We start from the raw sequence: 14124 nt of genomic DNA on the forward strand, positions 1-14124 counted from the left end.
AACGGCAAGCTCATCGTCTGCGCCGCCATGCGTAAGCTCATTCATCTGGCTTTCGCTATCTTGAAATCCGGTAAACCTTTTGATCCTAATTTTTCCCTTGCATGAGCGGGTTTAAGACGGTATCTACATCTGCAAGCAATTTACCGGACGATCAAAAATCCAGAAGGTCGTTCTCATTTGGCCGATAGCTATCTTTAAAAACAAAACTGATTCATTGTTTCGTATAAAGGGGCATGGGGGCTTACAAACAGCGCTCATCGAAGTAACCTCAAATAACTCTCCCATCGACGATTCCTCGCTTGGCTCGAAAACCGCAAGCCAGGGAATCCTTCGGCCCCAGATCGGACAGCGCGGGTAAGCGCTAAAGCCAACGCCATCCGGATCACCGGGAGCGTAACTGCCTACCAACCGGCCGTCTTGAAACGGGCCTTACTTTTCCGTATGCCCATGTCGCCAGGCCTCGACGGCGAATTCGGCGAGTTCTCCGGCCACTTCGGCGATAAAGCGTAGTGCCGAGTAGGCAATTGCGGCTATCATCAGTCCGAGGATTAATTTCATCTCGTCCTCCGGCATGCCGAACCGGTAACTTGGCTCGGCAGCGCTAGGAGGATTGGGCGCGATTGCGAAAAGTTCCAAGGCCGATTTTCGGCGCTAGCGGCTTGGCCCACGCGCGATTGCCGGGCAGAAACCCTAATCTTTCGGAGGCAGCGATGCAGCTCGTCAAAACACTGAGTGCGGCCGTGATGCTGGCGGCAGCCGCACCGCTGTCGGCCGAACCGGTCAAATGCGTGGTGGCAGGCAAGACGTTGTATACCGACGACGCCAAAAAATGCGCCAAAGGCGAAGTCAAACCGATCAACGGTGCATTGGTGATTACCGAACTGCCGGCCGCCAAGTCCGCCGGTAAATCCGCGCCGATTTCGGCGCCGGCTAGCTCCGATTCGTTGCTGGACTCGTTGTTGCAGCGGCTGGGGATTACGCAACAGGAAGTCGCCGCCGGCTGGAAAACCGTCGACGAGGCGCGCCAGCGCGGCGAGTGGCAGGCGCCGGAGATGCCGGAAGATGCGCGTTAAGCGCGGGCGAAAGCATCGGTTATCGGTTAGCCGCTGTTTGCTTAGCGGCTCTGTGGGGAAGCCTGTGCCGAATCGTGTCCGCGGTATCGGCTTGGTCATGGCGCTGGCCGGACAGGCTTTAGCCGGGGAATACCATTTGACGATTGCCGAGAAGCGAGTCGATATCATCGGCCAGCCGCAAACCGCGATCCTGGCGGACGACGGTTTGCCGGGACCGACCTTGCATTGGCGGGAAGGCGAACAGGTGGTGTTGCATGTCGAAAACCGGCTGTCGGAACCGACTTCGATCCATTGGCACGGCCTCGAGTTGCCGTATCGGATGGACGGCGTGCCGGGTATCAGCTTCGAGGGTATCGCGCCCGGTAGCCGCTTTACTTACCAGTTCCCGGTCAAGCAGAGCGGCACCTATTGGTACCACGGCCATTCCGGCATGCAGGAACAGCAGGGCTTGTTCGGGGCGTTGATCATCGATCCGGCGCAGCCGCAGCCGCCAACCGATCGCGATTACGTGGTGATACTGTCGGATTGGCCGCAGGCCGACCCTTACCGCACGCTGGCTCGGCTGAAAAAGCAGAGCGATTACTACAATTTTCAGAAACGCACGCTTGCCGATTTGTTTGCCGATATCGAACGGCTCGGGTTTGCGGAAACCGTCAGCGACCGTTTGGCCTGGGGAGCGATGCGGATGGACCCGACCGATCTGGCCGACGTCAACGGTTCGACCTACCATTTCCTGATTAACGGCCGCACCCCGCAAATGCAATCGCATTTTTTGTTCAAACCCGGAGAAAGAGTGCGGCTGCGTTTCATCAATGCCTCGGCGATGACGTATTTCGATGTGCGGATTCCGGGTTTGGCGATGCAGGTCGTAGCCGCCGACGGCCAAAACCTGCAGCCTTTGAATGTCAACGCCTTCCGGATTGCGGTTGCGGAAACCTATGACGTCGTGGTGCAACCCAACGCCGAACAAGCCTACAGTATTTTCGCCGAGGCGATGGATCGCAGCGGTTACGCTCACGCCAGCCTGTCGCCGCAGGCGGATTGGCTGGCGCCGGTGCCGCCGCCGACGCCGCGGACCTTGTTGACGCTGGCGGATATGGGCGGCGCCCACGCCGGACACGCAATGCAGGGCGATAATCATCTCGAACATGCCGAACATGCCGAACATGCCGAACACACCGAGCACACAGGCCATGCGCAGCAGGCTACCGACAGTCCCGAGGCCGGCCAGGCAACAGAACATACCGCCCATGCCGGCCACCATCACGCCGCAATGTCGCCGGAAATTCCGTCGTACCAGACGCTCGATTACCGCGATTTGCGCGCCCAAAACGCCACGCCGCTGCGCAAGCCGGACCGGGAAATCGAGTTGCGGCTGACCGGCGACATGCGGCGCTACATCTGGTCGTTTAACGACGTCAAATACGCCGATGCCGAACCGATTCGGGTCAAATTAGGCGAAGTGGTCCGCTTTCGTTACGTCAATCAGACCATGATGAACCATCCGATCCATATCCACGGTTTGTGGCAATACCTGGATATCGGCGCCGGCGCATACAATCCGAAAAAGCACGTTATCAACGTCAGGCCGGGGACCACCGCGGTGGTAGACGTTCCGGCCGATGCGGTAGGCGAATGGGCGTTTCATTGCCATTTGCTGTACCACATGGATACCGGCATGTTTCGTAAATTGATCGTCGAGCCGAATCATGATTGAGCGGCGCAGAGCGATAGCCACAATCATCGGCCTGCTGTGGCTGAACTGCCGAGCCGATGACGGCCACATGCTGTTCAACCGCTTCCTGGCCGAACGCCTGGAATACGAAAGTAACGGCGGACTGCATCTGGCGAAATGGGATATACAGAATTGGTTCGGCAACGACGACCACAAGCTTTGGCTGAAAACGGAAGGCGACTATTCGGCCGATCAGGACATTTTCGGCCGGGCCGATTTACAGGTGCTGTACAGCCGCAACGTCGATAGTTTCTGGGATTTTCAAATCGGCGCCCGCCGCGCGTTCGAGCCGGAGCGCACTTTCGACGCGGTGATCGGGTTTCAGGGCTTGGCGCCGTATTTTTTTGAAGTGGACAGCGCGCTGTTCGTCACCGAGAAGGGCAATGTACTGGGTCGATTGACTGTCAGTTATGAGCTGTTGCTGAGCCAGCGCCTGATCCTGCAGCCGCGCATCGGTTTGAATGTGGCGGCGGAAGACTTGCAATCGCGCGGTGTCAAAGCCGGGGTGACCGAATTCGAGGCCGGTTTACGGCTGCGCTACGAAATCGAACGCGAGTTTGCGCCTTATCTGGGGGTCGATTACGTCGAAGAGCAGTCGCTGCGCGAACATCAGCATAGCGTCAGAGCCGTTGCCGGTTTCCGGTTCTGGTATTAGCAAGGTGCTGCGAAAGGGCTGAACCAGTACTTGAATTTGCTTGTCTGATCGGATTAGGACGATAACCCACAACGGGGAAGTGGCTAATCAATACTTTCAGGAGAGCCACCATGACAAATTCCAACTTCGTCGCCATCGCTATTTTTTTAATCACTACCGCTTTTGCCACCACGGCGTTTGGCGAAATCAAACCAGCCCCAAGTCCGGTGTCCGCAGCGTATTCGCCGGATAACACGCTGCAAACTTTCAGCAAAACCGTGCACGGCGGCGTGCAGCACGTGGTCGCCAAGCCCGGTGCCGACGCCAAGGTGATCGCTGCCATCCAGGCCCATCTGCGGCAGTTGGCGGGTGCTTTGACCAGCGGCGATTTTTCCGCTAGCGAACGGATGCACGGTGCCGCCATGCCGGGCTTGGCAAGGCTGAAAAACGCGAAACCGGACGAGATTCGTTACGAGTACCGGGCTTTACCGAACGGCGGCCAGATCCATTACAGCAGCGAATACCCGCAATTGGTGCAGGCGTTGCACGAATGGTTCGATGCCCAAACCCAAGCTCACGGTGCGGCGGCAGTCCCCGGACATCAGCAACATCATGCGGCGCCGGCGCAATGATCAGGACTCGGCGTCGATAATCTCCAGGCATACCAGCATGGTATGACGCACCACGAAAAAGGTCATCGCCATCGGATACAGCGCGTAATGCCGGGTAATTAGTAAGCTGGCGGCGACCAGGCCGAGAATCATGTTGAAGTCGAATCGGCTGATTTTTTCCAGGTAACGCAAGTGTTGTACCGAGTCCGGATCGAAGTAAGGCGCTTTATTGATCAAGGCCAGGGTCAAGGTCGCGGTCAATAACGCGTAATAGATCGGAAACAAGAAAAACATCGGCGCTTCGGCGCCGAACTGAGGTTGCCAGTAGGAATACCAGACGAACAATCCGGCAGTGGCAAAGCCATCGTGCCATAGCGAGGTAGGGAGCTTTTTCAGATAGCCGCCGGCGACGCTGGCGGCCATCGCCGTGACGCCGACAGCGGTCGCCAGCGGCGACACCAGGTAATCCAGGAGCGCGGTTTGGTTTTGCACTAAAACTGCGAGGGCAATGCTACAGGCAATGAATCCGATCATAATCAGGCCGCTAAAAAAGTTAAGCCGGGAATTTAGCATTGCTGGCGCTGAAAAAGAAGCATTGCCGGCGCTGTTCGCCGCCACCCGTTACCGCTACGCCGACGATGGTGTTGTGCGTAGCGGCGGCAGGGACGGCGAGGGTTCAGAAATCCAGTTTCAATTCCATCATGAAGGTGCGCGGCGCGGCAATGAAAAATAACGGTGCGTTGCCGCCGCTGCCCCATTCCACATATTGTTCGTCGGACAGATTTTTTACGCGGGCGGTAACGGTCGCGTGCGGGTTGAATTTCCAGGCCAACTGGGTATCGAATACCGCGAATGCCGGGGCCTTGATAATGTTGCTGGTATCGACGAAGCGGTCGCCGACATAACGGGAGCCGAAGTTCCATTGCCAGTCCGGGTCGAAATCCCAGGTCAGCCAGGCGTTCGCGACCCATTTGGCAACGTTGGTCGGCCGGTTGCCCTTTCGGGAAACGATGGTGGTGTTATTGACGGTTTCCAGAAACTTGTCGTATTGGGCGTCGACATAAGCCATATTGCCCTGCATGCTCCATTCCGGGGTTAATTGCACGCCGATATTCGCTTCCATACCGGCGGAGGATTGTGCCCCGATCGGCAACACCCGGTTACGGTCGGACGGGTCGGTCATCGACAGGTTTTTACGTTCGATGTAATAACCGGCCAAGGTTGCCGAACCTTTACCGTCCCAGAAATCGAATTTGGTACCGATTTCCGCCTGACGGCCGGTGGTCAGGTCGAAATCGCGCAAGGCGGCGAAGGTGCCGGTGGTCAGGATGCCGGAAGGCGGATCGGCGGCAGTGCTGTATTGGGCATACACGTTGAAGGTGGAGGTGATGTCGTACATCAGCGCCGCGCGCCAAGTCACCGCGGTCCAGCGGCGACCGAACGCGGCCGGCGTAGTCGCGGTGGGCGGTACGATTCCTGTGCGCAGGTTGACCGCATCCAGCCGGATATCGTCCACCCGCAAGCCGGTGATCAGATTCAAATCAGGTACCAGCGTCAGCCGGTTTTCGGCGTAGCCGGCGACGGTATACAGCTCGTTGCGAGCGTTCGGCACCGGACCGGTAGCAGCCGGATAATCGTAGTAGCTGCCTACGCTGAAATTGTAAGGATGGACGGTACTGACTGTGCCGGTTGCGCTCTCCATACTGGGCGCCCGGGTTTGTTTGTTGTAGGCGACGTCGATACCGGCCGAGAATTTCGACGGCAAGTTAAACCAGCGGTCGCTGTGGACAATTTCGAAACGGTTGCCCACTAGGGCTTGGTCGTGGTTGACCGCAAACGAGCGGTTGCGAATGATTTGGGTGTTGCTGGCGTTCCAGTCGTAGCCTTCGACGTTCAACCATTGCCGGTCGGCCTTGTAGTAATAAAACGTGTTTTTGAACTGAGTATTTTCCGACAACTGGTAATCGACGATGTCGCGTAGCCAGAACACCTGTTGGTCGAAGGTCGGACTGGCGGCGTTGTAATTTCTGAAACGGGTGTTCGGATCGATCTGGCCTTCGATTGGGCCCAGACCAGGGGTACCCCACGGGACGATCCGACCGCCAACCGTCGGATTCAGTACCGGCGTACCCCAATAGGAATCGCGGTCTTCCAATTGGTGCTCGAAGGCGATGGTGTGGGACAGCTTGGAGGTGATGTCGCTCAACAACGAAAACGACATGGCACCGGAATTGGCCTCGGTCCGATCGATATAACCTTCGGAGCCGAGGTAACTGATATCGGCCTGCAACCAGTTATCGGTGTTGCCGAGCCGACCGTTAAATCCGTAAGAAGCCCGCCGGTTCAGATATTCGCCGAGCGAAACCAGCGCGCTATGGCGGTCCGGGCCGCGTTGGGCGATTTTGCTGACGTAATTGATCGAACCGCCAACGGCACCTTGCCCATAGAGAAAGGTGGACGGCCCGCCCAATACTTCTTCCCGCTCGATCAGCCAACTGTCCAGCGGCCTGGCCGCAACCACATCGTACTGTACCGTGATGCCGTTGAATAACTGGGTGATTTGCGCTCCGCTGAAACCGCGCATCGATACCGAACCGGCAGAGCCGGGTTGCGACGACACGATGATGCCCGGCGCTCTCTCCAGGGCTTCCTGCGTGGTTTGCGCGCCGCGTTTTTCGAAGGTGGCGCGGTCGATGATCGTGATCGAGGCCGGCGTTTCCCGCGGCGTCAAGCCCAGACGGCTACCGGTGACCGCTTCGCTATCCAATTGCGGTTTTTGGTTGGGTGGATTCAACGGGACAGTGCCGACCACCGTCATTGCTTCCAGGGTCTGTGTGGCGGCTTTCGGTGTCGCCGGTTTTGCTTGTTTTTCTTGTTTTGCGGGTTGCTTCTGCTCCTCTTCTGCAGCGCTGCCGTCGGCGGCAAGTGCGGCGTTGATGCCGCAAGCCAAAATGGACATGTTGATGAGTACTGCGAATTGGCGCCCGGGGGCCGGGTAGTGTTTTGTCATGGTTGCCGAATCGGTTACGTTTTGAAATGGGATAGAAGTATGCGTAATACCAGGGCTCGGAAACGCAAGTAACGGACCAGTTCCGCAGCCGGCGCCGGCTCTGGCCTGCGGAGGCACGAGTCAATTAAACTATGTTTTATAATCCGGCGTAGCTAGGGGATATGCCGTAAGTAATCGATTTTCGTTGCAGCCTTGGGTCTTGTTAAAATGGCGGCTTGGCCGGACATTCGGCGTTCGGAATTTCTGAAATCGGTTAAGGACTCAGCAAATGGCAGGATTTTTCTCGAAGCCGCGTATTATCGCCCGGTCAGGCTATAGCCGTTGGCTGGCCCCGCCAGCCGCACTGTCGGTACATCTATGCATTGGCCAGGCCTATGCGTTCAGCGTATTCAACGATCCGCTGACCCGTGTCATCGGCATTGGCGCTTCGGCTCCCGACGATTGGAAATTAACCGAGCTGGGTTGGATCTTCAGTTTAGCCATCGTCTTTCTAGGCTTGTCCGCCGCATTCGGCGGCAAGTGGTTGGAAAAAGTCGGCCCGCGGCTGACCATGTTCGTTGCGGCCTGTTGCTTCGGCGGCGGATTTTTTATCGCCGCGCTCGGCGTCAAACTGCATCAGATCGGGTTGCTTTATCTGGGTTATGGTGTGATCGGCGGCATCGGCCTGGGCTTGGGTTACGTGTCGCCGGTATCGACCTTGATCAAATGGTTTCCGGACCGACGCGGCATGGCTACCGGCATGGCTATCATGGGTTTCGGCGGCGGCGCGATGATCGGTGCGCCGTTATCGGTGTGGTTGATGGACCAATTCAAATCGGCAACGTCGGTCGGGGTGAGCGAAGCGTTTTTGGTGATGGGTGCCGTGTATTTTTGCTCGATGTTGATCGGGGCATTGGCGATCCGGATTCCGCCCGCTGATTGGCTGCCCGAGGGCTGGACGCCGCCGGTCGTCGCCAACAAAATGATTACCGACAAACACGTGCATATCGATCAGGCGCTGAAAACGCCGCAGTTTTACTTATTGTGGCTGGTGTTGTGCCTGAACGTCAGCGCCGGTATCGGCGTGTTGGGCCAGGCTTCGGTGATGATTCAGGAAATGTTCAAGGGCTCGGTAACGCCGGCCGCCGCGGCCGGTTTCGTCGGCTTGCTAAGTTTGTTCAACATGGGCGGCCGCTTTTTCTGGTCGTCGGCGTCGGATTATCTGGGCCGCAAGCATACCTACATGATTTTCTTCGCGGTCGGCGCGGTGCTGTATGCAACGATTCCGACTATGGGCATGGCCGGCAATATGGCGATGTTCGTGCTGCTGTATGCATTGATCATGAGCATGTATGGCGGCGGATTCTCGACCATCCCGGCTTATCTGGCCGATATATTCGGTACCCGTTTCGTCGGCGGCATCCACGGCCGGCTGCTGACGGCCTGGTCCACGGCCGGCGTGTTGGGTCCGGTGTTGGTCAACTATCTGCGCGAATATCAGATTGGCCAAGGGGTAGCGAAAGCTGAAGCCTATAACATGACGATGTATATCATGGCCGGGCTGTTGCTGGTTGGATTTGCCGCCAATCTGGCGATTCGGCCGGTGCATGAAAAACACCATATGAAACACGATGATTTCGACGAACTGGACGGTATTTATCCGGCCGACGAGACCGATCACTGAACCGAGACCAATTATGAACAATCCGCAAAATCACCAACCGTCCAGTCCGCTGCTCGTGGCCTTGTTTTGGCTTTACGTGTTGCTGCCGCTGGCCTGGGGCGTCTGGTCCACGGTCAAGAAAGCTTTGGCTTTATTCGGCTAAATGCGGCAGGGATTGCATCCAGCTGATGCGGTGGCTCAACGGGAACCGGATTTTTCCGCGCCCGCCGCATGGCGCAGATATTGGTTGACCACTTCCAAATCCACTTCACTCAAACTGCCGGCCGCTTCCTTCAATTTGATGCCATTGATGAGGTAGTCGTAACGGCTTCTGGCGTAATCGCTTTTGGCTTTGTACAGATTGCGTTGCTCGGTCAACACGTCGACCATGGTCCGGGTGCCGACTTCGAAGCCGGCTTCGGCGGCTTGTACCGCCATGTCGGCCGATTTGCTGGTGGCATCTAGCGCCTTGACCCGGCTGACGCTGGAAACCACGCCGCGAAAGGCGTCCTTGACGCCGCGGTTGACGCTGCGCTTGACCTTGGTCAGGTCTTCCTTGGCCGCTTGGTACTCGTGCTCGGCTTGGCGCACCCGCGACGAGACGCCGCCGCCTTCGTACAGCGGCAGATTCAATTGCAGCCCGAAGCTTTGACTGTCGCCGCGCAGGCCGTATTGGTTGCCGGTATCCATTTCGTTGTATTGAGCGACGATATCCAGGGTCGGCATGTGCTTGGATTCCTGTAAATCGATGTTCTTTCTGATGTATTCAGTCTGGTTGATTTGAGCGACGATCGAAAAATTATTGCTCTCGGCGGAATTGGCCCAGGACGACAAATCCTCCGGCGCCGGCGGCGACAGCGGAATTTCCGGTTGCAGACCCTCCAAATCGGCAGCGTTGTCGCCGACGATCTCCCGTAGCGCTTCCTTACTGTTGTCGAGCAGGTTTTGCGCTTCGATTTCGCTGGCCAGCGCCCGATCGTAGCCGGCTTGAGCTTCGTAAACGTCGGTGATGGCGATGATGCCGACGTCGAACCGTTGCTTGGCTTGTTCTAACTGCTTTTCGATGGCTTTTTTCTCGGCGACGGCAAATTCCAGATTGTCTTGCGCCGCCAGAATGTTGAAATAAGCTTCCGCGGTGCGTCGCATCAAGTTCTGGTATTTGGCCTGAAATTGGGCTTCGGCCTGGGCGATTTTGTTATCGGCCTGGTCCAATTGCACCCAATGTTCCCAGTGAAAGACCGGTTGTGTTAAGTTGAAGCCCAACTTGCTATCCCAATAATGCTGCAAGGTGGTACCCAGGAAGCTGGTACTTTCCAGCCGATTACGGCTGCTGTTGGCGTTGAACGAGAGCTTAGGCAACATCTGTGCAATGCTTTGCGATTTGATTTCGGCCGTCGCCAGTTTGTTGATATCCGAACTTTTGAAATCGGGATCGTTGGCTTTTGCCAATTGGAAGGTCTCCAGCAAATCCTGGCTGAAAGCCAACTTAACCGGGATTAACGCCACCAAAAGCGTGCATAACGTTCTTGTCATTGCTATATCTCGTGCGGACGGGTAAAAATAAATAATCATTATCGCCTAAAATAGCCCGGCGACAGTGTTTAATTCACTAAGAGTGCCATAAGGTTAGGCACACATTATTTATCCGTCAAAACCAAACTGAAACCTGAAAAGAGTCACTATGAGTCAGAAAATCACTAAAGTCGTTTTTCCAGCCGCCGGGCTTGGAACCCGTTCCTTGCCTGCCACCAAGGCCGTCGCCAAGGAAATGCTGCCGATCGTGGATAAACCGCTGATCCAATACGCGGTTGAGGAAGCGGTCGCGGCCGGCATCGACACCATGGTGTTCGTCATCGGCCGTAACAAGGAGTCGATCGCCAACCATTTCGACAAATCTTACGAGTTGGAAAAAGAGCTGGAGAAAAGCGGCAAGACCGGCTTGCTGAACATGTTGCGTGACTTGCTGCCGCCGCACGTGTCCTGCGTGTTCGTGCGCCAGGCCGAAGCCTTGGGTCTGGGTCACGCCGTACATTGCGCCAAACCGGTGGTCGGTAACGAGCCGTTCGCGGTGATTTTGCCGGACGACCTGATCGAAGACGGCAGCCGCGGCTGTCTGAAGCAAATGGTGGATCTGTTCGAAAAAGAGCAAAGCAGTATCCTGGGGGTAGAGCGGGTCGATCCGACCGAAACCCATAAATACGGCATCGTCGAACACAGCGAAACCGCGCCGCGGGTCGGCAAGCTCAGCTCGATTGTCGAAAAACCGAAGCCGGAAGTAGCGCCTTCCAACATCGCCGTTGTCGGTCGCTATATTCTGACCCCGGCGATCTTCGAGAAAATCGAGAGCACCGGCCGCGGCGCCGGCGGCGAAATTCAATTGACCGACGCGATCGCAGCGTTGATGAAAGACGAACAAGTCCTGTCTTACGAATTCGAAGGTAACCGTTACGACTGCGGTTCCAAATTCGGTTTCCTGTTGGCCAACGTCGAATACGGCTTGCTGCACCAGGAAATCAACCAAGAGTTCGGCCAATACCTGAAACAGCGCGCCGCTAAAATCTGATTGTAGCGTCCGGAACGGCTAACCGCCGCCGTTCCGGGCTTGCCGTCGGTTTACCGTTTCGTAAATCAATAGAGCCAGCATAATCAGCGCCGTGCCGGCCAGCGTGGTCGGCGTGATCGGTTCTTGATTCACGCTGTAACCCAAAAACAAGGACATCACCGGCGTCAGCAGATTCATCATCGCCACGTTGGTGGCCGGCATGTTGTTCAGCACGAAGTAATACAGCGCAAAACCCAGCGTGGTGGCGATGACTCCAAGGTAAATAATCGAATACAGCGCCTTCGGCTCGATGTCTTGCGGGAATGCCAAGCCTTCCATGCCATACCAGGTCGCCAGGTACAGCGGGACCGCGATCGACAAGCCGCCGGTGACCAACGGCAACGCCCCAAGACCGGCATCGATTTGTTTGACCCAGACCGCGCTGGCGGCGTGGATAAAGGTGGCGACCAACACCCCGATCAGACCGGTTATTGCTTGCTCGTTCAGTTCCAGCGCCGAATTGAACATGATCAGCAGGCCGCAAACGCCCAGGCTGTAAGCGAACAGCTTGCCCCAACCCAGGCTGCGTTCTTTCAAGTAGGCAGCGGCCATGAATGCGGTCATGAATGGGCTGAGGCCGAATATGACTGATATCCAGCCGGAGGGGACGAATCGAGCGGACCAATAGGTCACCAGCATGCTGCCGTAGAGTTGTACCGCCACGGCGAAGTAGCTGGTCAAGGCCGGCCGGCGCAGCGGTATCCGGCGACGCGCCACCAAGCACAGCAATAACAGGCAACTCAGGCCGATGCTCATCCGCGCCGTGGCCGCGAATACGAAGCCGGCGCCTACGCTGCTCCATTGGATGGCCAGCGGCGTCGTGGTCCAGATCAACACCACGCCGATATAGGCCAGACCGAGGCGAATATTCAACTTAAGGCAGTTTCAAGCGGTTGGCGATCAATTGCTCGACCACCGACGGATCGGCCAGGGTCGAGGTGTCGCCCAAATCGTGAAATTCGTTAGCGGCAATCTTGCGCAAAATCCGGCGCATGATTTTACCGGAGCGAGTCTTCGGCAGGCTGGGCGCCCACTGAATCAGATCGGGCAGGGCGATGGCACTGATTTCCTCTCTGACCAAATCTTTCAACTCGCCTTTCAGGCTGCTGCTGCCTTCGACGCCAACGTTCAACGTGACGTAGGCATAGATGCCCTGGCCTTTGATCGGATGCGGAAAGCCGACCACGGCCGCTTCGGCCACCAGATCGTGCAACACCAGGGCGCTTTCGATTTCGGCAGTTCCCAAGCGGTGGCCGCATACGTTCAACACGTCGTCAATGCGGCCGGTGATCCAGTAGTAGCCATCCTGGTCGCGGCGGGCGCCGTCGCCGGCAAAATAATAGCCGGGGAATTTGCTGAAGTAGGTATCGACGAAACGTTGGTGATCGCCATAGACCGTCCGCGCCTGGCCCGGCCAGGGCTGAGTCAACACCAGAATGCCTTCGGCTTCTCCTTCCAGTTCATGACCGTCCTGGTCGAGAATGGCCGGCTGTACGCCGAAAAAGGGCAAAGTAGCCGAGCCCGGCTTCAAGGTTGTGGCGCCGGGTAGCGGTGTGATCAGGATGCCGCCGGTTTCGGTTTGCCACCAGGTATCGACCAACGGACAGCGCTTGTTGCCGACTACGTGGTAATACCATTCCCAGGCTTCCGGGTTTATCGGTTCGCCGACGCTGCCCAGAATACGCAACGAAGTGCGTTGGGTACGGTTGACGAATTCGTCGCCCTGCGCCATCAGCGCCCGGATCGCGGTCGGTGCCGTGTAAAAGATATTGACCCGGTGTTTGTCGATGACTTGCCAAAACCGGTCTGGATGCGGATGGGTCGGTACGCCTTCGAACATCAACGTGGTGGCGCCGTTGCACAACGGCCCGTAAAGCACGTAGGAATGGCCGGTGATCCAGCCGATATCGGCGGTACACCAATAGACTTCGCCTTCCTGGTAATCGAACACGTACTTGTGGGTCATTGCCGCATACAGCAAGTAACCGCCGGTGCTGTGCAACACGCCTTTCGGTTGGCCGGTCGAGCCGGACGTATAGAGGATGAACAACGGGTCTTCCGCGTCCATCATTTCCGCCGGGCAAGTGGCGACAGCGGTTGCCATTTCGGTGTGGTAACAGATATCGCGCTGATCGTGCCAGGGAATGTCGTGGCCGGTATGTTTGATGACGATGACTTTACTCAAATTCGGGCACTGATCCGCAGCTTTGTCGACATTCAGCTTGGAATGGACGATTTTGCCGCCGCGGAAACTTTCGTCAGCGCAGATCAGTATCCGGCAATCGGCGTCGATCACCCGATCGCGCAAGGCATCGGCCGAAAAGCCGCCGAAGACGATGGAATGGACCGCGCCGATCCTGGCACAGGCCAGAATCACCACCGCCGCTTCGGCGATCATAGGCAAGTAGATGCAGACTCGGTCGCCCTTGCCGACGCCGTGACTTTTCAGGACATTGGCGAATTTACAGACCTGTTCGTGCAACTCTCGATAAGTCAGCGTGCGGCTGTCGGCCGGATCGTCGCCTTCCCAAATAATCGCGATCTGGTCGGCGCGGTGCGGCAAATGGCGGTCCAGACAGTTGACGGTGACATTCAATTTGCCGCCGACGAACCATGCAATCTCACCTTTGGGGTAGTCGTATTGCAGCACTGTGTGCCAAGGTGTTTGCCAGTCCAGAAACCGCTCGGCTTGTTCTGCCCAAAAAACCTCCGGTTGTTCGACCGATTGCCGATATAGCTGCTGGTATGCCGCTGCATCGATATGCGCGTTGGCCGCGACTTCGGGGGGTACCGGATAGGTTTTTTGATCTGACATGT

General features: G+C 57.1%; 13 protein-coding genes. 7 read left to right on the top strand and 6 right to left on the bottom strand.

Features of this window, described 5'->3' with window-relative positions:
- Positions 1-429 precede the first annotated feature (429 nt).
- Positions 430-558 (bottom strand): hypothetical protein, encoded by a 129-nt coding sequence (locus tag AC0IM9_RS00005; protein ID WP_482802602.1) that lies wholly within the window; start codon positions 556-558, stop codon positions 430-432.
- Positions 559-710: 152 nt separating this feature from the next.
- Here AC0IM9_RS00005 and AC0IM9_RS00010 point away from each other — a divergent pair, with 152 nt between their 5' ends.
- The 4 genes from AC0IM9_RS00010 (at position 711) to AC0IM9_RS00025 (ending at position 4074) form a co-directional block, all read left to right on the top strand.
- Positions 711-1073: a hypothetical protein gene (locus tag AC0IM9_RS00010; protein ID WP_256611024.1), complete on the top strand. Its 363-nt coding sequence runs from the start codon at positions 711-713 to the stop codon at positions 1071-1073.
- A 64-nt stretch (positions 1074-1137) separates the two neighbouring features.
- A complete protein-coding gene (locus AC0IM9_RS00015) occupies positions 1138-2790 on the top strand; it encodes a copper resistance system multicopper oxidase (protein ID WP_482802603.1) in 1653 nt (550 codons plus the stop codon).
- Positions 2783-3463, top strand: a complete 681-nt coding sequence (locus tag AC0IM9_RS00020; RefSeq protein WP_445370598.1) for a copper resistance protein B — start codon at positions 2783-2785, stop codon at positions 3461-3463. Before AC0IM9_RS00015 ends, AC0IM9_RS00020 begins: the two co-directional genes overlap by 8 nt.
- Positions 3464-3573: 110 nt before the next feature.
- Positions 3574-4074, top strand: coding sequence for an aspartate carbamoyltransferase (locus AC0IM9_RS00025; RefSeq protein ID WP_482802604.1), 501 nt, complete (start codon positions 3574-3576; stop codon positions 4072-4074).
- Here the strand turns inward: AC0IM9_RS00025 and AC0IM9_RS00030 are convergent, their stop codons facing one another.
- On the bottom strand, positions 4075-4545 hold the full coding sequence (locus tag AC0IM9_RS00030) for a hypothetical protein (protein ID WP_482802605.1): 471 nt from the start codon (positions 4543-4545) through the stop codon (positions 4075-4077).
- Between the two features lie 184 nt (positions 4546-4729).
- Positions 4730-7012, bottom strand: coding sequence for a TonB-dependent receptor (locus AC0IM9_RS00035; RefSeq protein ID WP_482802606.1), 2283 nt, complete (start codon positions 7010-7012; stop codon positions 4730-4732).
- Between the two features lie 319 nt (positions 7013-7331).
- On the opposite strand from AC0IM9_RS00035, the gene AC0IM9_RS00040 reads away from it, so the two are divergent.
- Positions 7332-8726, top strand: coding sequence for an L-lactate MFS transporter (locus tag AC0IM9_RS00040; RefSeq protein ID WP_482802607.1), 1395 nt, complete (start codon positions 7332-7334; stop codon positions 8724-8726).
- A 13-nt stretch (positions 8727-8739) separates the two neighbouring features.
- On the top strand, positions 8740-8868 hold the full coding sequence (locus tag AC0IM9_RS00045; RefSeq protein ID WP_260839210.1) for an MFS transporter small subunit: 129 nt from the start codon (positions 8740-8742) through the stop codon (positions 8866-8868).
- A 35-nt stretch (positions 8869-8903) separates the two neighbouring features.
- Here AC0IM9_RS00045 and AC0IM9_RS00050 read toward each other — a convergent pair whose 3' ends face one another.
- The gene (locus tag AC0IM9_RS00050) at positions 8904-10238 is read right to left on the bottom strand and encodes a TolC family outer membrane protein (protein WP_482802608.1); all 1335 of its coding nucleotides are present in this window, start codon (positions 10236-10238) and stop codon (positions 8904-8906) included.
- A gap of 148 nt (positions 10239-10386) precedes the next feature.
- Between AC0IM9_RS00050 and galU the strand changes: the two genes are divergently transcribed.
- On the top strand, positions 10387-11268 hold the full coding sequence (gene galU / locus AC0IM9_RS00055; RefSeq protein WP_278211922.1) for a UTP--glucose-1-phosphate uridylyltransferase GalU: 882 nt from the start codon (positions 10387-10389) through the stop codon (positions 11266-11268).
- 18 nt (positions 11269-11286) lie between these two features.
- On the opposite strand, the gene AC0IM9_RS00060 is transcribed toward galU, so the two are convergent.
- Positions 11287-12180 carry a DMT family transporter gene (locus AC0IM9_RS00060; RefSeq protein ID WP_482802609.1) on the bottom strand — a complete coding sequence of 298 codons (894 nt, stop codon included), beginning with the start codon at positions 12178-12180 and terminating at the stop codon, positions 11287-11289.
- A gap of 1 nt (position 12181) precedes the next feature.
- Positions 12182-14122: an acetate--CoA ligase gene (gene acs / locus AC0IM9_RS00065; protein WP_482802610.1), complete on the bottom strand. Its 1941-nt coding sequence runs from the start codon at positions 14120-14122 to the stop codon at positions 12182-12184.
- Positions 14123-14124: the final 2 nt, after the last annotated feature.

Source organism: Methylomonas sp. Uni0011 (assembly GCF_056850255.1).